Source organism: Variovorax sp. BGA-UO-ETr-C22, assembly GCF_059567965.1.
On sequence record NZ_JCAQPA010000009.1, the window covers coordinates 293,926 to 314,452 of the forward strand.

The window sequence follows — 20,527 nt, forward strand, 5'->3', positions numbered from 1 at the left end:
GTTCAAACCACCGACATCGTCGCGGCCGTGCAGGTCACCGCGAAGATCGGAATGGCTTTCATGTGGAAGATCTCGCCCTTGCCGCGCGCGGCCGCGGCCACGCTCAGGAAGGTGCGGATCTCGAAGCCGCCCTGGCCCGCTTCGCGGTACGTGGCCTCGTCGCCGTAGTCGGCCTGCGAGAGCAGCGCCTCGCGGTCGTTGGCGCACCAGCGGCGCATGAACTCGGCGTCCCACTCGGCATTGACCTTGCCCGAGTCGGGCGTGGCCGGCCAGTGCGAGATGCCGCCCGTGCCCACCAGCGCGATGCGCTCGGGCACCTTGTCGCAGGCACGGCGCAGGGCTTCGCCGAAGGCCCACGCGCGGTGCAGCGGCGTGAGCGGCGGGCCCTGGCAGTTGATGTTCACGGGAATGACCTTGGTGTCGAAGTTCGGCGTGAGGAAGTTCAGCGGCACCATGATGCCGTGGTCGAACTTCCATTCTTCCGCGTAGGCCACGTCCACCGTCTGCATCACCTCGCGGATCAGGCGCTGCGACAGCGCGGCATCGCCGGGGATGGTGTGCTTCTCGATGCCCAGCCACTTCGGGTCTTCGATCGGGCCCTCGTAGCTGTCGGCCATGCCGATCGCATAGGCCGGCATGTTGTTCATGAAGAAGTTCGCGAAGTGCTCGGCCGCGATGACGATCACCGCGTCGGGTTTGGTCGCGCGCATCGCCTCGCCGAAGCGATGGAACTGCGCGTGGAACTCGTCCTTGACCGCCGGGTCGGCCAGGTGCGCGCGGCCGGTGATGCCGGGGGCGTGGCTGCACACGCCTGCGAATACGAGACTCATACGCCTGCCACTTTCTCGTCAGTGCCTGTTGTCATTGCGTAGATGCCGGCGCGCACGGGCCCGTACTTGCGCACGCCTTCGCGCATTGCTTCCAGGTAGTCCGCCCATGCCACGCCGAGCAAGGGCGCGAAGTGCATCAGCAGCTGGCCGTTGCACCCGAGCACGTAGAGTTTGCCGATGTCGCCGCTGCCGATGGCTTCGCGCTCTTCGTCGTTCAGGTCGTAGCCGGCCAGCAGCGTGGCGCGCGTGTCGCCGCCTTCGCCGAAGCGGCGCTGCACGTCCGCGTCGCGGTTCAGCGCGAACAAGAATTTCTGCATCGCATAGAGGCTCATGGGTCAGCCCTCGATCTGGATGTTGGCCTTGCGGATCACGTCGCCGTACTTCGCGATCTCGCTGCGGATGAACTCGGCAAAGCGCTCGGGCGTGCCCGACAGCGACGCGATGCCGCCCTTGTGGAAGGCCTCGGTCACCGCCGGCGATGCCAGGGCGCGGTTCACCTCGGCGTTCACGCGTTGCACGATGGCGTCAGGCGTGCCGGCCGGAGCCAGCAGGCCGTTCCACGAATTGGACTCGATGGCCACGCCCTGTTCGGCCAGTGTGGGTATCGCGGGCGCGTACTGCGAGCGCTGCGCGGTCGCCATGCCCAGCGCCACCAGCTTGCCGGCCTGCACATGGCCGCGGAACTCGGGCCAGTTGCCGAACATCACGGTCACCTGCCCGCCGAGCAGGTCGGCCAGCGCGGGGCCCTGGCCCTTGTAGGGCACGTGCACGATGTCCAGGCCCATCTGCAGCTTGAGCATCTCGCCCGACAGATGCGCCGAGGTGCCGTTGCCGAAGGAGGCGAAGCTCAGCGTGCCGGGCTTGGCTTTGGCCTGGCTGCGCAGGTCGGCCAGCGTCTTCAGGCCGCTGCCCGGGTGCGTGGCGAGCACGTGTTCCGACATGCCCATGAGCGCGACCGGGCGCAGGTCTTTCAGCGTGTCGTAGGGCAGCTTGCGCACCAGGGTGGGGTTGGCCGTGAAGCTGTTGGCCACGCACACGAAGCTGTAGCCGTCGGGCGCCGACTTGGCGACCGCATCGACGCCGATCACCGTGCCGGCGCCGGGCTTGTTCTCGACGATCACCGGCTGGCCCAGCGCCTTGCCGAGTTCGAGGCCGACGAGGCGCGCGACGAAGTCGGTGGTGCCGCCGGGCGTGAAGGGCACGACGATGCGCACCGGCTTGGCGGGCCACGCCGTTTGCGCGCGTGCCAGTGCGGGCAGGGCCGCGAGGGCGGCCGCGCCTTGCAGGAGCGCGCGGCGCTGCAGCGTCATGCCACGCCCCAATGCGGAATGTGGTGCGAGCCCATCGACACCGCGATGTTCTTCGGCTCGCAGAACACTTCGTAGCTCCAGGTGCCGCCTTCGCGGCCCGTGCCCGAGGCCTTGGTGCCGCCGAAGGGCTGGCGCAGGTCACGCACGTTCTGGCTGTTGACGAAGCACATGCCGGCTTCCACGGCGGCGGCCACGCGGTGCGCCTTGCCGATGTTCTCGGTCCACACGTAGCTGCTCAGGCCGTAGGCGATGTCGTTGGCCAGCTCGATGGCGTGCGCCTCGTCCTTGAACGGGATCAGGCAGGCGACCGGGCCGAAGATCTCGTCCTGTGCGATCTTCATGCGGTTGTCGACGTCGGCGAACACGGTGGGCATCACGTAGTTGCCGCGCTGAACGCGGTCGGGCAGGTTCGACGGTGCCTCGAGGCCGCCGCACAGCAGCGTCGCGCCTTCCTTCGGACCCAGCTCGATGTAGCTGCGCACCTTGGCCAGGTGGGCCTGCGAGATCATCGGGCCGACGATGGTCTTCTCGTCGAGCGGGTCGCCCACGGTGATGCGCTTCGCGCGCTCCGCGAACTTCGCGGCGAAGTCGGCGTAGATCGACTGCTGCACCAGGATGCGCGAGCCGGCCGTGCAACGCTCGCCGTTGTTGCTGAAGATCATGAACACGGCCGCGTCGAGCGCGCGGTCGAGGTCGGCATCTTCGAAGATCACGAAGGGGCTCTTGCCACCGAGCTCCATGCTGAACTTCTTCAGGCCCGCGCTCTTCACGATGCGGTTGCCGGTGGCGGTGGAGCCGGTGAACGAAATGGCGCGCACGTCGGGGTGCGCCACCAGCGGCTCGCCGGCTTCCTTGCCGTAGCCGTGCACCAGGTTCAGCACGCCGGCCGGAATGCCCGCTTCGAGTGCCAGCTCGCCCAGGCGCGCGGCCGTGAGCGGCGAGAGCTCGCTCATCTTCAGCACGGCCGTGTTGCCGAAGGCCAGGCAGGGCGCGACCTTCCAGGTGGCGGTCATGAAGGGCACGTTCCACGGGCTGATGAGCGCGCACACGCCCACCGGATGGAACAGCGTGTAGTTCAGGTGCGTGGGCGTGGGGTAGGTGTGGCCGTCGACGCGCGTGCACATCTCGGCGAAGTAGTAGAAGTTGTCGGCCGCGCGCGGAATGAGCTGCTTGCCGGTCTGCGCGATCACCTGGCCGCAGTCGTTGGTTTCGGTCTGCGCGATCTCGGGCACGTGCTTCGCGATGAGGTCGCCGAGCTTGCGGATGAGCTTGGCGCGCTCGGGTGCGGGCAGGCCGGCCCACTTGGGGAAGGCGGCCTTGGCGGCGGCCACGGCGGCGTTCACTTCGGCCTCGCCGCCCGAGGCGACTTCGGCCAGCACTTCCTGCGTGGCGGGGTTGACGGTTTCGAAGTAGTCGGTGCCTTGGACTGGCTTGCCGTCGATGAGGTGATGGATCTGTTGCATGGGCGTGAAGGTGTTGCGGCCTTGCGGCGGTGTGTCGTCAGTCGAGCTTGATGTCGCGCGCCTTGATCAGCGCGTGCCACTTCTTGCGTTCGGTGTCCACGAAGCGGGCCATCTCGGCGGCGTCCGTGGGGCGGGCTTCCCAGCCGGCGTCGTAGAGCTTCTGCTTCACGCCGGTGTCGTTCATGCTTTTGAGCAGGTCGGCGCCGATGCGCGCCTGGATGTCCTTGGGCGTGGCGGCCGGTGCCACCAGCCCTTGCCAGGTGTAGGCCTCGACGGCGTAGCCCAACTCCTTGGCCGTCGGCAGCTGGGGCAGCTGCGGCACGCGCTCGGTCGACATGGCCAGCAGCGGAATGACCTTGCCGGCCTTCACGGCGCTGATGCCGCTGGGCAGGTCGAGCATCATCAGCGGCACCTGGTTGCCCATGAGGTCCTGCAGCGCGGGCGCGCCGCCCTTGTAGGGAATGTGCAGCAGCGACACGCCGGCTTCGCGCTGGAACAGCTCGTAGGCCAGGTGGTGCGGGCTGCCGGTGCCCGGCGTGGCGATGCTGTACTTGCCCGGCGAGGCCTTGAGCGCGGCGATGAGCGCCTTGGCGTCGCTGAAGCCCGCGCCCGGCGCGGCCGTGATGATGAGCGGCGAGCGGCCCATCATGCCGAGCAGCGCGAAGTCTTTCTCGGCGTCGTAGGGCAGCTTCTTGTAGAGCGCGGGGTTGTAGACCAGCACGCCGTTGTCGGCCGAGAACACGGTGTAGCCGTCGCCCGGCGAACGCGCCACGTTTTCCGACGCGATGATCGCACCCGCGCCGGGGCGGTTGTCCACGGTGACGGGCTGTGCGAGCTGCTGCGAGAGCTGCGCGCCGGCCGTGCGCGCGAGGTAGTCGGTGCCGCCGCCGGCCGGGTAGCCCACGACCCAGCGCACGGGCTTGGTCGGGTAGGTCGAGGCGGTCTGTGCCGTTGCCGCGGGTGCGAGCAGCAGCGTGGCGGCGCTGGCCGCCACGAAGGCGGCAGCAAGGCGGAAGGTCCGGGTTCTGGCGGTCGTCATGGCGGTGTGTCTCCGTTTTCTTGAAAGGGGTGCAGTCAGTCCGTCAGCGCGCGGCGATGGTGTTGACCAGCGCGCCGATGCCGTCGATCTCGGTCACGACCACGTCGCTCGGCTGGCAATCGACCACGCCGTCGGGCGTGCCGGTGAGGATCAGGTCGCCCGGCGACAGCGTCATGAAGCGGCTGAAGTACTCGATGAGGAAGGGCGCGTCGAAGATCATGTCGCGCGTGTTGCCCTGCTGCGTGACGGTGCCGTTCACCGTGGTGCGCAGCGCGAGCGTCATCGGGTCGGCCACGTCGGCCGCATCGACGAACCACGGGCCCAGCGGCGTGCAGGTGTCGCGGTTCTTCACGCGCAGGTTGGGGCGGTACCAGTTCTCGAGGTAGTCGCGAATGGCGTAGTCGTTGGCCACCGTGTAGCCGCCGATGAAGTCGTAGGCGTCGTCGCGCTTCACGTGCTTCGCGGTCTTGCCGACCACGATGGCGAGCTCGCACTCGTAGTGCATGAACTTCACGTCGGCCGGGCGGTGCGTGAGCTGGCGGTGGCCGATGAGCGTGCTCTGGCCCTTGACGAACACCAGCGGTTCCTCGGGCGCCTTGAACTCGAGTTCTTTCGCGTGGTCGGCGTAGTTCAGGCCGAGCGCGAGGATGGTGCGCGGGCGCGCCGTGGGCGCAAGCGGCGGCAGCCACACGAGCTGTTCCTGCGGCACGACGCGGCCGTCGGCCAGCCGCACGGCGGCGTCGGCCTGGCCGTTGAATTCGTGCGCGGTGCCGGTGTGCTCGCGGCCTTCGAAGATGACGCGTGCGTGCTTCATGCCGTTGCTTCCTTCACCAGCGTGTTGCTCAGGGTCTCGAACCCCGGCGCGGAAATGTCGATGCGGTCGCCCGCGCGGGCCAGCGGACGGCCCAGGTCGCAGCCGAGCATCAGCACGTCGCCGTGCGCCAGCGTCATGAACTCGCCCACGTCGGCCAGCAGCTGCGGCGCGGGGCGCACGAGCTGCGAGAAATCGATCGATTGCTTCAGTTCGCCGTTGATGCGCACCTCGACGCGGAACTGCGCCGGGTCGGCCACCTCCTGCGCGTCGCGCAGCGCCGGGCCGATGCCCAGGAAGCCGTCGACGCACTTGAACTTCACCGGCGGGCGGAAGAAGCTCGCATGCGGAATCGACAGGTCGTTCAGCAGCACGAAGCCTTCGATGTCGCCCTCGGCGCCGATCACCATGCCGATGCTGGCGCCGACTTCCACGTCGGACACCGCGGCGGGCACGGTGACGGTGCTGCCGTGCGGGCTCCAGGTGTTGGCCGTCTTCACGTAGAGCACGGGCGCCTTCGGCGGTGCCTTGTAGGGCGCCTCGGCCATCTGCGGCGCGAGCGCCGCGGCCTCGGCGCGGAAGTTCAGCAGCGTGCCGTACACGGTGCCGGTGGGGAGAAAGGAGGTGGTCATGGTTCGGGTTGCTCCAGCGCGATCAGTTCGTCCAGCAGGCCGTAGAGCTGCGTCAGCTTGGCCTTGCCCAGCGACTGTTCCATCCAGTCGTAGTGCGCCTCGATGCTGGTGCCCAGGCGCTTCACGAGCTTCATGCCGTGCGGCGTGGCCTCGACCACGGTGCGGCGCTGGTCGGCCGGGTCGCGGGCGCGGGTGATGAGGTTGTCGCGCTCCATGCGTGCCAGCACGCCCGTGAGGCTGGGGCCGAGGATGAAGGCCTCGCGCGCGACGCGGCCGGTGTCGACCGCGCCGTGCTCGCCGAGCACGCGCAGCACGCGCCATTGCTGGTCGGACAGCGCGTGCTCGCGCAGGCTGGGCCGCGTGTGGGCCATCACGGCTTCGCGGGCCTGCAGCAGCAGGCGCGGCAAATTGCGGTGCGTGAAGGTGGTGCTCAAAAGCTGTGCCTCTCAGAATTATTTAACATGTTAAATGAATGCCGAGAAAACACGCCTGCGGGATAACCCTTGCGGGCCGTCGGGTGCTCAGTCGATCGTCGTGCCGGAGGCGCGGATCACCCGCCCCCAACGTTCGGTTTCGCTGCGGATATAGGCGGCCAGCTGCTCCGGCGCGCCCGCGCCGTGCGCCCCCGGCGCGGCCGGCTCGAAGCCTTCGTTCTCGAGCTTCTGGCGCAGCGCGGGCTGCGCGACGAGGCGGGCGATCTCCTGGCTGCAGCGGTCGATGAAGGCCTTGGGCGTGCCCGCGGGCGCGACCACGCTCTGCCACGCCACCGCCTCGAAATCGGCGGTGCCCGCCACGCCCGACTCGGCCACGGTCGGCACGGCGGGGAAGGTCGGCTGGCGCTTGCGCGAGGTCACGGCCAGCGCGCGCAGCTTGCCGCTGCGCACGTGCTGCAGGGCCGGTGCGATGTCGGTGAACATGAGCTGCAGCTGGCCGCCGAGCAGGTCGGTCAGCGCGAGCGCGCTGCCCTTGTAGGGCACGTGCACCATGTTCGCCGCGGTCGCGACCTTGAACATCTCCGCGCCCAGGTGCTGCGGGCTGCCGTTGCCGGCGGAGCCGTAGCTCAGCGCGTCGGGGCGCGATTTGGCGAGCGCCACCAGCTCGGCCAGCGTGTTCGCCGGCACCGACGGATGCACCACCACCATCAGAGGCACCGCGCCGATGAGGCCGACGGGCGCGAAGTCTTTCGCGGGGTCGTACGAGAGCTTCTTGTAGAGCCAGGGGTTGATGGCGAGCGTGGTGCTGGTCGCGACCAGCAGCGTCGAGCCGTCGGGCGCCGCGCGCGCCACCTGCGAGGCGCCGATGGCGGTGCCGGCGCCCGGCCGGTTGTCGACGATCACGGTGCGGCCCAGCGCGGTGCCCAGCTGCTGCGCGATGAGCCGCCCGAGCATGTCGGTCGTGCCGCCGGGCGCGTAGGGCACGACGATGGTGATGGGCTTGTCGCTTTGCGCCCGCACGAGGGCGGGACCTGCGGCGCAGGCGGCGGCGGACAGCGCGCCCAGATGGCGCAAGGCATGGCGACGGTTCATTGGCTTGTCTCTCTTTCTTTTTCGGATGTCGGTGCGGCCACTGCAGTGGCGCCGCGCAGCAGGTCGACCAGCGCGAGCGCGTCGGACGGCACGGCATGTCCGCGCCAGGCCACGTGCTGGTCGGGGCGCGAGAGGACGAGCGGCCGGTCGTACACGGCGGTGGCGGCCGAGGCGCGGATGTCGAGCGTGCGCAGCGGCAGGCCGCGCGCCGCGGCGGCGGCTTCGAGCGGCGCGACATCGATCGCGGGGTCCAAGCGCAGCAGCGTGTAGCCCTCGCCGGGCATGGCCATCGCGTCGTACAGCGAGCGGCCGTCGTCCAGCCACAGGTGCGGCGTGCGGCAGCCCGGCACCGTCGAAGGCGTGAACTCGTACATCGTGTAGGCGGGCGCGGCCTCGCCGTCGTAGGCGATGAGCGGCGAGCCGTCGTAGAAGTAGCCGAAGTTGAGGCCGCCGCAGCAGTACTGCTGCACGTTCAGGTCGTACAGCGCCTGGCCGCGCGCGGCGCGCAGCGCGTCGCCCTCGGGCCCGGGCGCCTCGATGTCCTCGGGCACGCCTTCGCGCTGGCGCTGGAGCGCGAGCGCGTGGTTCATCGCGAACCGCGACACCTGCTCGGTGATCGGCTGGCGCTCGGCCTCGTGCGCCGCGAGCGCGCCCTCGGCCAGCCAGCCGTGCAGCCGGCCCGCGAGCAGCCACGAGAGGTTCATCGCATCGGCGATGCCGGCGTTCATGCCGTAGCCCGCCATCGGAATCCACAGGTGCGCCGCGTCGCCGCAGATGAACACGCGGCGGTCGCGGAAGCGATCGGCCACGAGCCGGCGGCCGACCCAGTCTTCGTTGGAGATCACTTCGTACTCGAAGTCCTCGCCCACGCCCAGGATCTGGCGGATCGCCCAGTCGCGGTCGATCGAGTCGAAGTCGGTCTCCTCGGGCAGCAGGTAGTTGTGCAGCAGCCAGGTCTCGCGCCCGTCGATGGCGTACACGTTGCCGCAGCGGCGCGGGTTCAGCGCGAAGGTGGCCCAGGCCGGCGGGTGCTTCAGCAGGCCCAGCAGCGCGGGCGCGCGAAAGTAGGTCGACTGCACGCGGCCCACCACGTCGGTGCCGTGCAGGCTGGCGCCGATCTTCTTGCGCACCGTCGAGCGGCTGCCGTCGCAACCGACGAGGTACTGGCAGCGGATGCGCACCGCGCGGCCGTCGTCCAGGTCCACGCCCGTGGCCCACACGCCCTCGTCGTCCTGCTCGAAGTCGTCGATGCGCGTGCGGTTGCGGATGCGCAGGCCGGGCGTGCCCTCGGCATGCGCGAACAGCACTGGCTCGAGAAAGATCTGGTTGATGCGGTGCGGCGGCTCCGCCGTGGGCCACCAGGTGTCGGGGCCGCCGGTGGCGGTGTAGCGCTCGCGGCGCGCGGGGATCGGAATGCGCGACAGCTCCATGCCCGTCACGGCCGTGCGGTAGGCCACGTCGTTGGGGTAGTCGGCCGGCAGGCCCGCGTCGCGCAGCGCCTGTGCCACGCCCAGGCGGCGGAACACCTCCATCGAACGCGCCGCCACGTGGTTGCACTTCACGTTGGGCGGTTCGCCGCGGTGGCGGATCTCGGTCATCAGCACGTCGATGCCGCGTTGCGCCAGGTCGATGGCCAGCGTCAGCCCCACGGGGCCGGCGCCGACGATCAGCACCTGGGCTTGCAGTTGCTCGGTCATGGGTCGCTTGTCTCCAGATTCTTGTGAGGCGCCATTACAGTGCCGAACCGGCTCACGGAAAAAGTGAAACTTTCATGGCCATTCATAAAAAACCACTATCAATGCGCGGCGTGCCTTCTGTGCGGCAGTTGCGCGCGTTCGCGGCCGTGTACCACAGCGGCCAGCTGTCGAGCGCGGCGGCTGCGCTGTCGCTGACGCAGCCGGCCGTCAGCGTGCTGCTGCGCGAGCTCGAAGCGCGGCTCGGCGTGCGCCTGTTCGACCGCACCACGCGTTCGCTGCAACGCACCGAGGCGGCGAACGAGGCCATCGCCTACGCCGAGCGCGTGCTCGCCGAACTCGATGCGCTGGGCACCGGCATGGCCGAGCTGGCGGCGGGTCGGCGCGGGCGCGTGCGCATCGCGGCCACGTCCACCATCGCGCAGACGCTGATGCCCAAGGCCCTGCGCCGCTACCTCGACCTGCATCCCGACGTGAAGGTGGCCATCGAAGACTGCGCGCCCGGGCAGTTCGTGGAGAAGGTGCTCGGCGAGCAGGTCGACTTCGGCGTGGGCACGCTGCAGGCGCGCACGCCGGGGCTGGACCAGCGCGTGTTCGTGCACGACCACCTGGCGGTGATTGCCGACCGCGACCTGCGCCTGCCCGGCACCGACCGCATCACCTGGCGGCAGCTCGCGGGCCATCCGCTGATCACGGTCAAGCCCGGGTACGGCGTGCGCAGCAGCATCGACATCGCCGCCGCAACCGCCGGCGTGCGGCTGGACATCGCCTACGAGGTGACGCTCTTGACCACGGCGCTCGCGATGGCGGCCAGCGGGCTCGGCCCGGCGCTGTTGCCGGCGTCGATCCTCGCGCACGCCGACCACACGCGGCTGGTCGCGCGGCGGCTCATGCGCCCGACGGTGGCACGCAACATCGCGGTCGTGACGCGGCAGGGCCGTTCGCTCTCGCCGGCCGCGGCGGCGTTCGCGGACCTGCTGGTGCGCGAATTCGCCATCACCTGAACCGCGCCCCCTAAACTCGCTGCATGGCCAAGGACAAAACAACTTTCGTCTGCAGCGAATGCGGCGGCACCAGCCCCAAGTGGCTCGGCAAATGCCCGAGCTGCGGTGCATGGAACACACTCATCGAACAGGTCGCCGGCGCGGCCAACGGACCGGCCAACAACCGCTTCGGCACGCAGTTCGCGTCGCTCGCGGGCGCGTCCGAACTCGCCACGTTGTCGGAAATCGAAGCGACCGACATTGCACGCACGCCCACCGGCATCGACGAGCTCGACCGCGTGCTCGGCGGCGGCATCGTGTCGGGTGGCGTCACGCTGATCGGCGGCGACCCGGGCATCGGCAAGTCGACGCTGCTGCTGCAGGCGGTCGATGCGTTGCAGCGCGCGGGGCAGAACGCGCTGTACGTCACCGGCGAGGAAAGCGGCTCGCAGGTGGCGCTGCGCTCCCGGCGGCTCGGGCTCGACCACTCGCAGGTGCAGGTGCTGGCCGAGATCCAGCTCGAAAAAATCATCGCCACGCTCGACGCCACGCGCCCGGCCATCGCAGTGATCGACTCGATCCAGACCGTGTACTCCGACCAGCTCACCTCCGCGCCCGGTTCGGTGGCGCAGGTGCGCGAATGCGCGGCGCACCTCACGCGCTTTGCCAAGACCAGCGGCACGGCCGTGGTGCTGGTGGGGCACGTCACGAAAGAGGGCGCGCTGGCCGGCCCGCGCGTGCTCGAGCACATGGTCGACACGGTGCTGTACTTCGAAGGCGACACGCACTCGAGCTTTCGCCTCGTGCGCGCCATCAAGAACCGCTTCGGCGCGGTGAACGAGATCGGCGTGTTCGCCATGACCGAGCGCGGCCTGAAGGGCGTGACCAACCCGAGCGCGATCTTCCTGAGCCAGCATGCCGAGCCGGTGCCCGGCAGCGTGGTGCTGGTCACGCTCGAAGGCACGCGGCCGATGCTGGTCGAAATTCAGGCGCTGGTCGACAACGGCGGGCCGAGCCCGCGCCGGCTGTCGGTGGGCCTGGACCGCGACCGCCTCGCGATGCTGCTGGCCGTGCTGCACCGCCACGCGGGCGTGGCCTGCATGGACCAGGACGTGTTCGTCAACGCGGTGGGCGGCGTGCGCATCAGCGAGCCTGCGGCCGACCTGGCCGTGATGTTGGCCATCACCTCCAGCCTGCGCGGCAAGCCGCTGCCCAAGGGCTTCATCGCCTTCGGCGAAGTGGGCCTGGCCGGCGAGGTGCGGCCTGCGCCGCGCGGCCAGGAGCGCCTGCGCGAAGCGGCCAAGCTCGGCTTCAGCGTGGCCGTGGTGCCGAAGGCCAACGCGCCGCGCAAGGGCACGAAGGAGATCGAGGGCCTGACCATTCACCCGGTCGACCGCATCGAGGAAGCGATGGACGTGGTGCGACGGCTCGACTGACGCGCACCCGCACGACAACACCCCCACCAGGAGACCCCCCATGCAACTCATCGTCTCCGCCGGGCTGATCGCCGTGGTCGTGCTGTGGGGGCTGGTGTCTCCCGCGTCGCTCGATCGCGTGTTCAGCACCGCGCTCGCCGACATCACGCGCAACTTCGGCTGGTTCTACCTGTGGGTGGTGCTCGGGCTGGTGGTGCTGGCCTTCTTCCTGGCGTTCAGCCGCTTCGGCGACCTGAAGCTGGGCGACGAGGACGACGAGCCCGAGTTCTCCATCGGCGCCTGGTTCGCGATGCTGTTCGCGGCCGGCATGGGCATCGGCCTGGTGTTCTGGGGCGTGGCCGAGCCGATCTCGCACTACGCGAACCCGCCGCCGGGCGTGATCCCCGGCACGCCCGATGCGGCCGGCGTGGCCATGCGCTACGCCTTCTTCCACTGGGGGCTGCACCCCTGGGCGATCTACGGCATCGTCGGCCTGTCGATTGCCTTCTTCAGCTTCCGCCGCAAGGCGCTGCCGCTGGTCAGCTCGGCCACCGAGGCGCTGCCGTGGCGCTTCGTGCAGCGGCTGTCGCCGGCCTTCAACGTGCTGGCCGTGGTGGCCACCGCCTTCGGCGTGGCGGCCTCGCTGGGCATGGGCGCCACGCAGATCAACAGCGGGCTGCACGCGGCCTTCGGCACGGACATCGGCCGCTGGACGCAGGCGGTGATCATCGTGGTGACGACGGTGCTGTTCATCACCTCGGCGGTCACGGGCGTCGAGCGCGGCGTGAAGTGGCTGTCGATGGGCAACCTGGTGCTGGCGGCGCTGCTGGCGCTCACGGTGCTGGTCGTGGGGCCGACCATCGCCATCGTCGAGACCTTCACCAACACGCTCGGTTCGTACCTTGCCGAGTTCGTGCGCATGAGCCTGCGCATGAACCCGTTCCGCAACAGCTCGTGGGTGGCCGACTGGACGCTCTTCTATTGGGCCTGGTGGCTCGCGTGGTCGCCGTTCGTGGGCCTGTTCATTGCGCGCGTGTCGCGCGGCCGCACGATCCGCCAGTTCATCCTGGGCACGGTGATCGCGCCCACGCTGGTGGGCTTCGCGTGGTTCTCGGTGTTCGGCGGCGCGGCGCTCAATTTCGAGATCTTCCAGGGCGTGCCGCTGGTCGAGTCGGTGAAGGCCGACGTGTCGACCACCATGTTCGTGATGTTCAAGGCCATGCCCATGGGCGGGCTGCTGTCGATCGTGGCGACGCTGCTGGTGTTCGTGTTCTTCGTGACCTCGGGCGATTCCGCGACGCTGGTGCTGGGCATCATGAGCACGAAGGGAAATCCGAACCCGCCTGCCCGCGTCAAGATCACCTGGGGCGTGCTGGTGGCGGCCATTGCGCTGAGCCTGCTGTTCGCGGGCGGCATCAAGGCGATACAGACGGCGACCATCGTGTTCGCGCTGCCCTTTGCGTTCGTGATCCTGCTGATGGCGCTGTCGGTCACGCTGGCCATCCGCGACGACTGGAACGCCGAGCAGAAACGCGAACGCGAGCTGCGACGCAAGATGCGGCAGCTCGTGAACTGGTAGGACGGACAAAAAAACGCCCGGCGCGCGGTGGACACGCGCCGGGCCTACCCTCCCTACCTTCCCTGGCCTCCCTGGCCTTCTCTGATTCTTTGCTTAGCTTCCGATGTGCATCGTGAACGCCGGCCCGTTGTTGAGCACGCACTGGCCGCTGCCCAAGGTGGCGGAGTTCATCGTGTACTGGCAACTCAGGTTGCCGCCGCGACTGCCGGTGGCGTTCGCCACGCCGGTGGTGCGCGAGCCGGCCACGCGGGTCGCCTCTCCCTGAAACTGTTCGGCACCGATCTGTGCACTGAAGTGGCCGCGGCCGTTCATGTCGTTGGTCACCGTGCCCCCGACGGCGCCGTAGCGCGCAGCTTCGGCGTTCGACGGATACAGCCGCGCGCTGAAGGTCTGTGACACCGGCCCCGGTGCCACGGCGTAGCTTTGCTGCGACGGCGCGACGGGAGCGGGTTGACCGAGCGGCACCACGTAGCAACCGCTGAGGACGGTGCCCGCGAGTGCGGCGGCAAGGGTGAGTCGAACGAAGGTGACGGAACGCGGGATGTTCATGCGTTTCTCGGTGGCCCGGGCAGATGCCCGTGCGGCGAAATGTGCCCGCACCCGCCCCGGCACCGTGTGCCTTTCGCCGGGAGTACCGCTTTCTGCGCCCGGCGGTAGCCACGGCGGCTACTGCGGCGGGGTCGGGGCCGCACAATCGCGGGCCGTTTCCCGCTGCCGCCGAATGAAATCCACCGCACCGCCCATTGCCGCCGTCATGGTCCACGTCACCGATGTGAACGCCGCACTGCACTGGTACGCCGACGCCTTCCCCGATGCGGTGCCGATGTCGATCGGCTCGCCGGCCTTCGAGTGCCTGTCGGTCCACGGCGTGCTGCTGGAGCTCGTGCAGGCCGACGCGAAGGTCGGCGCCGGTGCCTTCGGCTCGGTCGTGTACTGGAACGTGGCCGACTTCGATGCGGCGCTGGCCCACTTCGAGGCCTGCGGCGCGCCGCTGTACCGCGGCCCCTTGCGGCTCGAGGGCGACGAACACATGGCGCAGGTGCGTGACCCTTGGGGCAACTGCATCGGCCTGCGGGGGCCTTCCACCGGGCGGCGACAATGCGCCCCATGAATTTCCAGAAATTGCTGGTGCCCGTGGGGGCCGTCGTGCTCCTCGGCCTGTCGTGGCACCAATACGGATGGGGCGGCGTGGCGTTTGCCGGCGGCGCCATCGTGATGTTCCTGCTGATGCACTTCAACCGCACGATGCAGGTGCTCAAGCGGGCCGCCGACCGGCCCATCGGCACGGTGGCGAGCTCGGTGATGCTGAATGCCAAGCTCAAGCCCGGCGTGACGCTGATGCACGTCATCGCGATGACGCGCGCGCTCGGCGAGCAGCGCTCGCCCGAGAACGAGCAGCCCGAGCTGTACCGCTGGACCGATGCCGGCGGCTCCTACGTCGATGCCGTGTTCAACGGTGGCAAGCTGCAGAGCTGGACGCTCACGCGGCCCGAGACGCCGGCCGACGAAGAAACGCCCGCGGCCTGAAGGCGGCGCGGGCGCTTCGCCTTAGCCTTACTTAGAACGGCGCGTCTTCTTCTTCGGGCGTGTCGGCCTGAGCCGCAGGTGCGGTGGCCGCAGCCTTCGGCGCTTCATCCGGCGGTGCCGCCGAGAACGCCGCCTCGCCGCCCAGCGCGTCGAGCAGCGCCGGCACCAGCTGGCCGAGTTCGCCGGTGGCAATGGCCACGTCGGCGTCGAAGTTGTCTTCCTTCTTGCCACCCGCCGCGCCGTCGCCCGTGCCTTCGAGGAAGGTGATCTTGCGGATCAGCAGGCCGTGCGTGAGCTCGAAGGACACGCGGTCGTCCCAGGTGAGCGCCAGGCGCGTCGGGCGCTTGCCGTCGGTGATGTGCTGCTTGACCTCGTCGATGTCCAGCGCGTGCTTGGCGTAGCGCACCACGGCCTTGGAGTCGTCCGAGGCCTTGAGCTCGCACTCGCGGTCGATGCTGAAGCCGGCCGGCGGCTCCTGCGTCAGCAGCCAGTTGGCCATGGCGGCGGCCGGCTCGATCTGCGTGTTGATCAGTGCCACGGCAAAGCCGTCGAGCGACTTCACGAGGCTGGTGACCACTTCGTCGGCGCGGGCGGCATTGCCGCAGTTGATCACGAGGCGGTTCTCCGCCTTGTCGATCCACACCGTGACGCGCGCGCTGCGCGTGAAGGCCATGGGCAGCAGCTCCAGGGTGATGTCTTCCTTGAGCTCCTTCTTTTCCTTCTTGCCGGGCTTGCGGCCGGTGGTGGTCTCGATCTGGGCGCAGCGCTCGTCGAGCTTGCGGCGCACCACGGAGCCGGGGACCTGCTTGCTCTCGATCATGTACTCGACCAGCCACTGGCCGTCGATGGACTCCACCAGCGGGCCGTTGGCCTCGCCGCGCGGCTCGACCCAGCCGGCGGACTTTTCCTGCGAGGGGCCGCAAGGCACGAAGCGTTGCTTGCCGAGCCCTTCTTCTGCCTCGGTCAGTGATTGGGACCAGGCAGGTTCGATGCGATAGACGATGACGTTCTTGAATACGGACACGGGAACCCTTTTTCCACTGGTTGGCACAACCAGCCATTGTCGGGCACCCGGTTCCGGGCTCGGCCGTAAAATCGAAAGCTTTTGCGACTTCCCAGTGGGTCGCACCCCCACACCGCTCCCAAAGGAATCAGGAAATGAGCTCGATCCCCCCCTCGCTGGACGACCGTGACGGCAAGATCTGGATGGACGGCGAACTCGTGGACTGGCGCGACGCCAAGATCCACGTGCTGAGCCACACGCTGCACTACGGCTGCGGCGCCTTCGAGGGCGTGCGCGCCTACAAGACGGCCGACGGCGCCACCGCCATCTTCCGCCTGGCCGAGCACACCGAGCGCCTGTTCAACAGCGCCAAGATCCTGCGCATGAAGATCCCGTTCTCGCAGGAACAGCTGAACGAAGCCCAGAAGCAGGTCGTGCGCGAGAACAAGCTCGAAAGCTGCTACCTGCGCCCCCTCATCTGGATCGGCTCCGAGAAGCTGGGCGTGAGCCCCAAGGGCAACAAGATCCACGCCATGGTCGCGGCCTGGTCCTGGGGCGCCTACCTCGGCGAAGAGGGCATGCGCCGCGGCATCCGCGTGAAGACCTCCAGCTACACCCGCCACCACGTCAACATCACGATGACGCAGGCCAAGACGGTGAGCAACTACACCAACTCGATCCTCGCCAACATGGAAGCGCTGGACGACGGCTACGACGAAGCACTGCTGCTCGACGCGAGCGGCTTCGTGTCCGAAGGCGCGGGCGAGAACGTGTTCGTGGTCAAGGGCGGCGTGGTCTACACGCCCGACCTGTCGGCCGGCGCCCTGAACGGCATCACGCGCAACACCATCCTGCACATCTGCAAAGACCTGGGGATCGAGCTGGTGCAAAAGCGCATCACGCGCGACGAGGTGTACGTGGCCGACGAGGCCTTCTTCACCGGCACCGCCGCTGAAGTGACGCCCATCCGCGAACTCGACCGCATCGAGATCGGCAACCGTGGCGACGGCGGCGCGCGCGGCCCGGTCACCGAGAAGATCCAGTCGGCCTTCTTCGACATCGTGAACGGCAAGAACCCCAAGTACGCCCACTGGCTCACGAAGGTCTGAGAGAAAACATGTCCACCAATGCAGTCGTCGAACTCCTCGCGAAGGAGCTCAACCACCAGGGCGGCGTGTTCTGCCCCAGCCCCAAGGCCGACATGAAGCTCTGGAACAGCCACCCGAAGGTCTATCTCGACGTGGCGCGCACCGGCGAAGCCAAGTGCCCGTACTGCGGCACGGTGTACCGCCTGAAGGCGGGCGAGACCGTGTCCAGCCGCCACTGAGCGGCCAGGCGGAAAAAAGAAACCGGCCCTTGCGGCCGGTTTTTTCGTTTCAGCCTGGCCGGGCCCTCGGCCACAGGCCGCGCCACGGATCGGGGTCCTGCGATTCCTGCGCCAGCCGCAGGTAGACCATCGCGATCCACAGCACGGCCAGCCCGATCTGCGCGTCGCGCATTGCCGAGTTCACGCTCGACGCGATGAGCGCGATGAGCGTCGCGGCCAGCGCGTAGCGGCCGGCGATGTCGGGCCGGCGCCAGGCCTGCCAGACGGCGACCAGCATGATCGCCAGCAGGCTCAGGATGCCGGGGATGCCGCTTTGCGCGCCGACCCAGAGGAAGTCGTTGTGCGGCATGTTGGAATCGGCGAACAGCGCCGGGCCGCGTTTGTGCCACTGGTCGGTCCAGCCGCCGATGCCCCAGCCCGCGACGGGCTGGTCGGCGATCATGGCGCCGGTGTCGCGGTACATGTAGTAGCGGATGATCCAGCTGCCGTGGAACACGGCGCCGGTCTGCGCCTTCTCGAGCTCCTCGATGCCGGTCTCGACCTTCTGCTGCAGCTGCGGCAGCTGGTACAGGCTTGCGCCGATCACCACCGCGCCCAGGATCAGCGCGGCCGACAGCGCCTTCAGGTGGTTCTTCCACTGGTGCAGGCAGACCACCGGAATCACCAGCAGCAGCGCGAGCACCGAGGTGCGCGACGTGAGCGGCAGCGCGACGACGGCGCCCAGCCCGAGCACGAGCGCGAAGGCCGCCAGTGCGCGCAGGGGCCGGTGTCCCGTGATCTGCGACAGCCCGTAGACCGCGGCGCTGGCCGCGACGATGCTGAACAGCAGCGCGTTGCTGATCGACTTGTTGCCCACTTCCATCACCACGCCGCGCAGCGCGCCCGGCACCGGAAAGCCCAGGCTGTAGTGCAGCACGATGAGCACGATGTTGAGCGCCGCGATCAACAGGAAGCCGCGCAGTGCCCACAGCGCCTCCTCGCGCGTGAGCGCCATCGCCATCAGGAAGGTGAAGGCGATGCGCAGCCCGTGGAACAGGTTGGAGGGGGTCTCGGGATAGTGCGGCCGCACGGCCAGCACGATGAAGGTCCACGCCACGTAGGCGACCACCGGCCACCACAGCGGGTTGGCGCGCAGCCGCGCATAGCGCTCGCGCAAGCCGCCGCCCACCAGCAGGGCAAGCAGCAGCACGATGGCCGACAGGTAGGTGACGCCGACCGGCATGAACACCACCAGCCCCCAGAACATGGCCGCGGGCCGAACGATGTGCGATCTCTGCATAGGGCCGGGATTTTAGGTGCGGCCCCTCGGCCGAACCTGACTTGTCCCTGCGCACCCGAAGGCGCTCAGTGCGCTGCGGCGGCAGGGCCTTTGGCCGGCAGGCGGATCACGAAGCTGGCGCCCCCGCCCGGCCGGTCTTCGCACTGCACCGAGCCGCCGTGGCGCTCGGCGATCGACTTCACCAGCGCCAGCCCCAGGCCGACGCCGCCATTGCGCTCGCTGGCGCCCGGCAGGCGGTAGAAGGGCTCGAAGATGCGTTCGCGCAGCGTCGCCGGCACGCCCGGCCCGCGGTCGTTGACGCGCACCGTGGCGTAGCCGCCGGCGCTGCCGAGTTCGACGCTGATCTCGCCGGCGCCGTAGCGGCGGGCGTTCTCGAGCAGGTTGCGGATCGCGCGGCGCAGCAGGCGCGACACGCCCGGCACGGTGAGCGTGGCGTTGTCGGTGCCTTCGGCCAGGTCGAGTTCGGCGTTCACCTGCGCGCACTCTTCGGCGGCCAGGCCGGTCAGGTCGACGGCTTCGATGGTGCCCATGTCGGCCTCGCTGGCGTCGAGCCGGCTGGCCAAGAGGATCTCGTCGATCAGCTGGTCGAGTTCGCCGATGTTGCGCGAAATCTCTTCGCGCGCCGCCGGGCTGGGCTGGTCGCCCATGAGCTCCAGGCCCATGCGGATGCGGGTGAGCGGCGAGCGCAGCTCGTGCGAGGCGTTCGCCAGCAGCGACTTGTGGGAACGCACGAGCTGCTCGATGCGTTCGGCGGAGGCATTGAATCGCTTGGAGAGATCGGCCACTTCGTCTTGTCCTTCCTCGATCACGCGCGCCGAGAGGTCGCCCTCGCCCCAGCGCTGCACGCCGCGTTGCAGGGTCTCGAGCCGCTGGGTGATGCGCCGCACGATCGGGTAGACGCCCAGCGCCACCGCCACGCCCACGAGCGCAATCATCCAGCCCAGCCCGAACGGGGTGCGCCAGGGCGCGAAGCCGCCGGTGCCGGTGGGGCGCTCGCGCGGCGCCACGCGCAGCGTCATGTCGCGGCCGTCGCTCAACTGCACGTCGAACTCCAGCCCCTGGCCCGGCACGCGCATGGCCTTGCCGGTGCCGATGGTGCGGTCCTGGCTGTCGAGCACGACCACCTCGCGCGGCACGGGCGCCAGGCGCTCGCGCTCGGCCTCGGCGGCCACGCGCACGATCCAGTTGGCCATCAGCGTGAGGATGACCACGCCGCCGACCACCGCGAGCCAGATGCGGACGTAGAGGTGGCGGCGGTAGAGGCTGCGCAGCATCGCGGGGCGGTCCTGTCAGGTCAGTCTTGCTGCTTGGCGAACACGTAGCCCACGCCGCGCACGGTCAGGATGCGCTTCGGGTTCTTCGCGTCGACCTCGATGGCCGCGCGGATGCGGCCCATGTGCACGTCGATCGAGCGGTCGAAGGCCTCGAGCTCGCGGCCGCGCACGGCTTCCATGATCTGGTCGCGCGTGAGCACGCGGCCCGCGCGTTCGGCCATCGCCACCAGCAGGTCGAACTGGTAGGAGGTGAGGTCGGCCAGCGCGCCGGCCACCGACACGGTGCGCGCGTTGCGGTCGATCTCCAGCGTGCCGAAGCGCATCACCGTGGAGGCTTCGGCCTCGGTGGCGTTCTCGCTGCGCCGGCGCAGCACGGCGCGGATGCGCGCCAGCAGCTCGCGCGGCTCGAAGGGCTTGGGCAGGTAGTCGTCGGCGCCGATCTCCAGGCCGATGATGCGGTCCATCGGGTCGCCCTTGGCCGTGAGCATCAGCACCGACACCTTGGCCAGTGGGCCGGGCAGGGCGCGGATGCGGCGGCAGACCTCGAGCCCGTCGGTGTCGGGCAGCATCAGGTCGAGGATCACCAGGTCGGGCGCGTGCTGCTGCAGCTGCTCCAGGCCGGTGGCGCCGTCGCCGGCGTGGTTGAAGGCGAAACCCGACTGCGTCAGGTACTCGCCCACCATCTGCGCCAGGCGGGCGTCGTCTTCGATCATCAGGAGTTGGGGGGTGCTCATGCGCTTCATGGTCGTTCACCGGGAGCAAGCGGGCTTGAACGCTCCGTAAAGTTGGGTAAACGCAGCATCGCCCTGTCAACCTGGATCGCTGCGAAAAACAT

At 69.1% G+C, this 20,527-nt stretch carries 22 protein-coding genes; 7 read left to right on the forward strand and 15 right to left on the reverse strand.

Translation table 11 applies throughout. The features are described from left to right. Positions 1 to 2: 2 nt before the first annotated feature. The 10 genes from AC57B8_RS10955 to AC57B8_RS11000 form a co-directional block, all read right to left on the reverse strand. Entirely contained in the window at positions 3 to 830 is an 828-nt protein-coding gene (locus AC57B8_RS10955) for a DODA-type extradiol aromatic ring-opening family dioxygenase (RefSeq protein ID WP_062476853.1), read from the reverse strand. Beyond that, positions 827 to 1,162, reverse strand: coding sequence for an aromatic ring-opening dioxygenase subunit LigA (locus AC57B8_RS10960; protein ID WP_159273489.1), 336 nt, complete (start codon positions 1,160 to 1,162; stop codon positions 827 to 829). Before AC57B8_RS10960 ends, AC57B8_RS10955 begins: the two co-directional genes overlap by 4 nt. Before the next feature lie 3 nt (positions 1,163 to 1,165). Continuing rightward, positions 1,166 to 2,140, reverse strand: coding sequence for a tripartite tricarboxylate transporter substrate binding protein (locus AC57B8_RS10965; RefSeq protein WP_496479618.1), 975 nt, complete (start codon positions 2,138 to 2,140; stop codon positions 1,166 to 1,168). Then, complete coding sequence (gene hpaE, locus AC57B8_RS10970; RefSeq protein WP_496479619.1) at positions 2,137 to 3,603, reverse strand: 5-carboxymethyl-2-hydroxymuconate semialdehyde dehydrogenase; 1,467 nt, start codon at positions 3,601 to 3,603, stop codon at positions 2,137 to 2,139. The genes AC57B8_RS10965 and hpaE overlap by 4 nt, the downstream gene beginning before the upstream one ends. Before the next feature lie 37 nt (positions 3,604 to 3,640). Continuing rightward, positions 3,641 to 4,642 carry a Bug family tripartite tricarboxylate transporter substrate binding protein gene (locus AC57B8_RS10975; protein ID WP_496479620.1) on the reverse strand — a complete coding sequence of 334 codons (1,002 nt, stop codon included), beginning with the start codon at positions 4,640 to 4,642 and terminating at the stop codon, positions 3,641 to 3,643. A 43-nt stretch (positions 4,643 to 4,685) separates the two neighbouring features. Next, a complete protein-coding gene (locus tag AC57B8_RS10980) occupies positions 4,686 to 5,456 on the reverse strand; it encodes a fumarylacetoacetate hydrolase family protein (protein ID WP_496479621.1) in 771 nt (256 codons plus the stop codon). Beyond that, positions 5,453 to 6,085, reverse strand: a complete 633-nt coding sequence (locus tag AC57B8_RS10985) for a fumarylacetoacetate hydrolase family protein (RefSeq protein ID WP_496479622.1) — start codon at positions 6,083 to 6,085, stop codon at positions 5,453 to 5,455. Before AC57B8_RS10985 ends, AC57B8_RS10980 begins: the two co-directional genes overlap by 4 nt. Then, entirely contained in the window at positions 6,082 to 6,519 is a 438-nt protein-coding gene (hpaR, locus tag AC57B8_RS10990) for a homoprotocatechuate degradation operon regulator HpaR (protein WP_056583837.1), read from the reverse strand. The genes AC57B8_RS10985 and hpaR overlap by 4 nt, the downstream gene beginning before the upstream one ends. A gap of 87 nt (positions 6,520 to 6,606) precedes the next feature. Further along, a complete protein-coding gene (locus tag AC57B8_RS10995; protein ID WP_496479623.1) occupies positions 6,607 to 7,611 on the reverse strand; it encodes a tripartite tricarboxylate transporter substrate binding protein in 1,005 nt (334 codons plus the stop codon). Beyond that, the gene (locus AC57B8_RS11000; RefSeq protein WP_496479624.1) at positions 7,608 to 9,308 is read right to left on the reverse strand and encodes an FAD-dependent oxidoreductase; all 1,701 of its coding nucleotides are present in this window, start codon (positions 9,306 to 9,308) and stop codon (positions 7,608 to 7,610) included. Before AC57B8_RS11000 ends, AC57B8_RS10995 begins: the two co-directional genes overlap by 4 nt. A gap of 101 nt (positions 9,309 to 9,409) precedes the next feature. Between AC57B8_RS11000 and AC57B8_RS11005 the strand changes: the two genes are divergently transcribed. From AC57B8_RS11005 to AC57B8_RS11015, 3 genes are read left to right on the forward strand one after another with little or no spacing between them, the layout of a single operon-like run. Continuing rightward, entirely contained in the window at positions 9,410 to 10,309 is a 900-nt protein-coding gene (locus AC57B8_RS11005) for a LysR family transcriptional regulator (RefSeq protein WP_496479860.1), read from the forward strand. A 23-nt stretch (positions 10,310 to 10,332) separates the two neighbouring features. Continuing rightward, positions 10,333 to 11,724, forward strand: coding sequence for a DNA repair protein RadA (gene radA, locus AC57B8_RS11010; RefSeq protein ID WP_307696501.1), 1,392 nt, complete (start codon positions 10,333 to 10,335; stop codon positions 11,722 to 11,724). Positions 11,725 to 11,764: 40 nt separating this feature from the next. After that, on the forward strand, positions 11,765 to 13,282 hold the full coding sequence (locus tag AC57B8_RS11015) for a BCCT family transporter (RefSeq protein ID WP_354345277.1): 1,518 nt from the start codon (positions 11,765 to 11,767) through the stop codon (positions 13,280 to 13,282). Positions 13,283 to 13,375: 93 nt separating this feature from the next. On the opposite strand, the gene AC57B8_RS11020 is transcribed toward AC57B8_RS11015, so the two are convergent. Further along, positions 13,376 to 13,831: a hypothetical protein gene (locus AC57B8_RS11020; protein ID WP_095743210.1), complete on the reverse strand. Its 456-nt coding sequence runs from the start codon at positions 13,829 to 13,831 to the stop codon at positions 13,376 to 13,378. A 172-nt stretch (positions 13,832 to 14,003) separates the two neighbouring features. On the opposite strand from AC57B8_RS11020, the gene AC57B8_RS11025 reads away from it, so the two are divergent. Further along, positions 14,004 to 14,393 (forward strand): VOC family protein, encoded by a 390-nt coding sequence (locus tag AC57B8_RS11025; RefSeq protein ID WP_492733358.1) that lies wholly within the window; start codon positions 14,004 to 14,006, stop codon positions 14,391 to 14,393. After that, on the forward strand, positions 14,381 to 14,809 hold the full coding sequence (locus AC57B8_RS11030; RefSeq protein WP_062476811.1) for a hypothetical protein: 429 nt from the start codon (positions 14,381 to 14,383) through the stop codon (positions 14,807 to 14,809). The genes AC57B8_RS11025 and AC57B8_RS11030 overlap by 13 nt, the downstream gene beginning before the upstream one ends. Before the next feature lie 31 nt (positions 14,810 to 14,840). Here AC57B8_RS11030 and AC57B8_RS11035 read toward each other — a convergent pair whose 3' ends face one another. Continuing rightward, the gene (locus tag AC57B8_RS11035; protein ID WP_492686601.1) at positions 14,841 to 15,833 is read right to left on the reverse strand and encodes a recombination-associated protein RdgC; all 993 of its coding nucleotides are present in this window, start codon (positions 15,831 to 15,833) and stop codon (positions 14,841 to 14,843) included. A 134-nt stretch (positions 15,834 to 15,967) separates the two neighbouring features. Here AC57B8_RS11035 and AC57B8_RS11040 point away from each other — a divergent pair, with 134 nt between their 5' ends. Next, positions 15,968 to 16,921: a branched-chain amino acid transaminase gene (locus AC57B8_RS11040; protein ID WP_095949799.1), complete on the forward strand. Its 954-nt coding sequence runs from the start codon at positions 15,968 to 15,970 to the stop codon at positions 16,919 to 16,921. Between the two features lie 8 nt (positions 16,922 to 16,929). Beyond that, entirely contained in the window at positions 16,930 to 17,139 is a 210-nt protein-coding gene (locus AC57B8_RS11045; RefSeq protein ID WP_007836801.1) for a zinc-finger domain-containing protein, read from the forward strand. Positions 17,140 to 17,188: 49 nt separating this feature from the next. Here AC57B8_RS11045 and AC57B8_RS11050 read toward each other — a convergent pair whose 3' ends face one another. The 3 genes from AC57B8_RS11050 to AC57B8_RS11060 all read right to left on the reverse strand — a co-directional run bounded on the left by AC57B8_RS11050 (position 17,189) and on the right by AC57B8_RS11060 (position 20,435). Further along, positions 17,189 to 18,418, reverse strand: coding sequence for an O-antigen ligase family protein (locus AC57B8_RS11050; protein WP_496479625.1), 1,230 nt, complete (start codon positions 18,416 to 18,418; stop codon positions 17,189 to 17,191). Positions 18,419 to 18,483: 65 nt separating this feature from the next. Continuing rightward, positions 18,484 to 19,692 (reverse strand): ATP-binding protein, encoded by a 1,209-nt coding sequence (locus AC57B8_RS11055; RefSeq protein WP_070063495.1) that lies wholly within the window; start codon positions 19,690 to 19,692, stop codon positions 18,484 to 18,486. Between the two features lie 20 nt (positions 19,693 to 19,712). Then, the gene (locus tag AC57B8_RS11060) at positions 19,713 to 20,435 is read right to left on the reverse strand and encodes a response regulator (RefSeq protein WP_062476797.1); all 723 of its coding nucleotides are present in this window, start codon (positions 20,433 to 20,435) and stop codon (positions 19,713 to 19,715) included. Positions 20,436 to 20,527 lie beyond the last annotated feature (92 nt).

What these genes read in the sequence shown, in the direction of transcription:
- AC57B8_RS10955 (WP_062476853.1), bottom strand. Translation starts at nt 830, where the DNA reads ATGAGTCTCGTATTCGCAGGCGTGTGCAGCCACGCCCCCGGCATCACC.
- AC57B8_RS10960 (WP_159273489.1), bottom strand. Translation starts at nt 1,162, where the DNA reads ATGAGCCTCTATGCGATGCAGAAATTCTTGTTCGCGCTGAACCGCGAC.
- AC57B8_RS10965 (WP_496479618.1), bottom strand. Translation starts at nt 2,140, where the DNA reads ATGACGCTGCAGCGCCGCGCGCTCCTGCAAGGCGCGGCCGCCCTCGCG.
- hpaE (WP_496479619.1), bottom strand. Translation starts at nt 3,603, where the DNA reads ATGCAACAGATCCATCACCTCATCGACGGCAAGCCAGTCCAAGGCACC.
- AC57B8_RS10975 (WP_496479620.1), bottom strand. Translation starts at nt 4,642, where the DNA reads ATGACGACCGCCAGAACCCGGACCTTCCGCCTTGCTGCCGCCTTCGTG.
- AC57B8_RS10980 (WP_496479621.1), bottom strand. Translation starts at nt 5,456, where the DNA reads ATGAAGCACGCACGCGTCATCTTCGAAGGCCGCGAGCACACCGGCACC.
- AC57B8_RS10985 (WP_496479622.1), bottom strand. Translation starts at nt 6,085, where the DNA reads ATGACCACCTCCTTTCTCCCCACCGGCACCGTGTACGGCACGCTGCTG.
- AC57B8_RS10995 (WP_496479623.1), bottom strand. Translation starts at nt 7,611, where the DNA reads ATGAACCGTCGCCATGCCTTGCGCCATCTGGGCGCGCTGTCCGCCGCC.
- AC57B8_RS11000 (WP_496479624.1), bottom strand. Translation starts at nt 9,308, where the DNA reads ATGACCGAGCAACTGCAAGCCCAGGTGCTGATCGTCGGCGCCGGCCCC.
- AC57B8_RS11005 (WP_496479860.1), top strand. Translation starts at nt 9,410, where the DNA reads ATGCGCGGCGTGCCTTCTGTGCGGCAGTTGCGCGCGTTCGCGGCCGTG.
- radA (WP_307696501.1), top strand. Translation starts at nt 10,333, where the DNA reads ATGGCCAAGGACAAAACAACTTTCGTCTGCAGCGAATGCGGCGGCACC.
- AC57B8_RS11015 (WP_354345277.1), top strand. Translation starts at nt 11,765, where the DNA reads ATGCAACTCATCGTCTCCGCCGGGCTGATCGCCGTGGTCGTGCTGTGG.
- AC57B8_RS11020 (WP_095743210.1), bottom strand. Translation starts at nt 13,831, where the DNA reads ATGAACATCCCGCGTTCCGTCACCTTCGTTCGACTCACCCTTGCCGCC.
- AC57B8_RS11025 (WP_492733358.1), top strand. Translation starts at nt 14,004, where the DNA reads ATGAAATCCACCGCACCGCCCATTGCCGCCGTCATGGTCCACGTCACC.
- AC57B8_RS11030 (WP_062476811.1), top strand. Translation starts at nt 14,381, where the DNA reads ATGCGCCCCATGAATTTCCAGAAATTGCTGGTGCCCGTGGGGGCCGTC.
- AC57B8_RS11040 (WP_095949799.1), top strand. Translation starts at nt 15,968, where the DNA reads ATGAGCTCGATCCCCCCCTCGCTGGACGACCGTGACGGCAAGATCTGG.
- AC57B8_RS11045 (WP_007836801.1), top strand. Translation starts at nt 16,930, where the DNA reads ATGTCCACCAATGCAGTCGTCGAACTCCTCGCGAAGGAGCTCAACCAC.
- AC57B8_RS11050 (WP_496479625.1), bottom strand. Translation starts at nt 18,418, where the DNA reads ATGCAGAGATCGCACATCGTTCGGCCCGCGGCCATGTTCTGGGGGCTG.
- AC57B8_RS11055 (WP_070063495.1), bottom strand. Translation starts at nt 19,692, where the DNA reads ATGCTGCGCAGCCTCTACCGCCGCCACCTCTACGTCCGCATCTGGCTC.
- AC57B8_RS11060 (WP_062476797.1), bottom strand. Translation starts at nt 20,435, where the DNA reads ATGAAGCGCATGAGCACCCCCCAACTCCTGATGATCGAAGACGACGCC.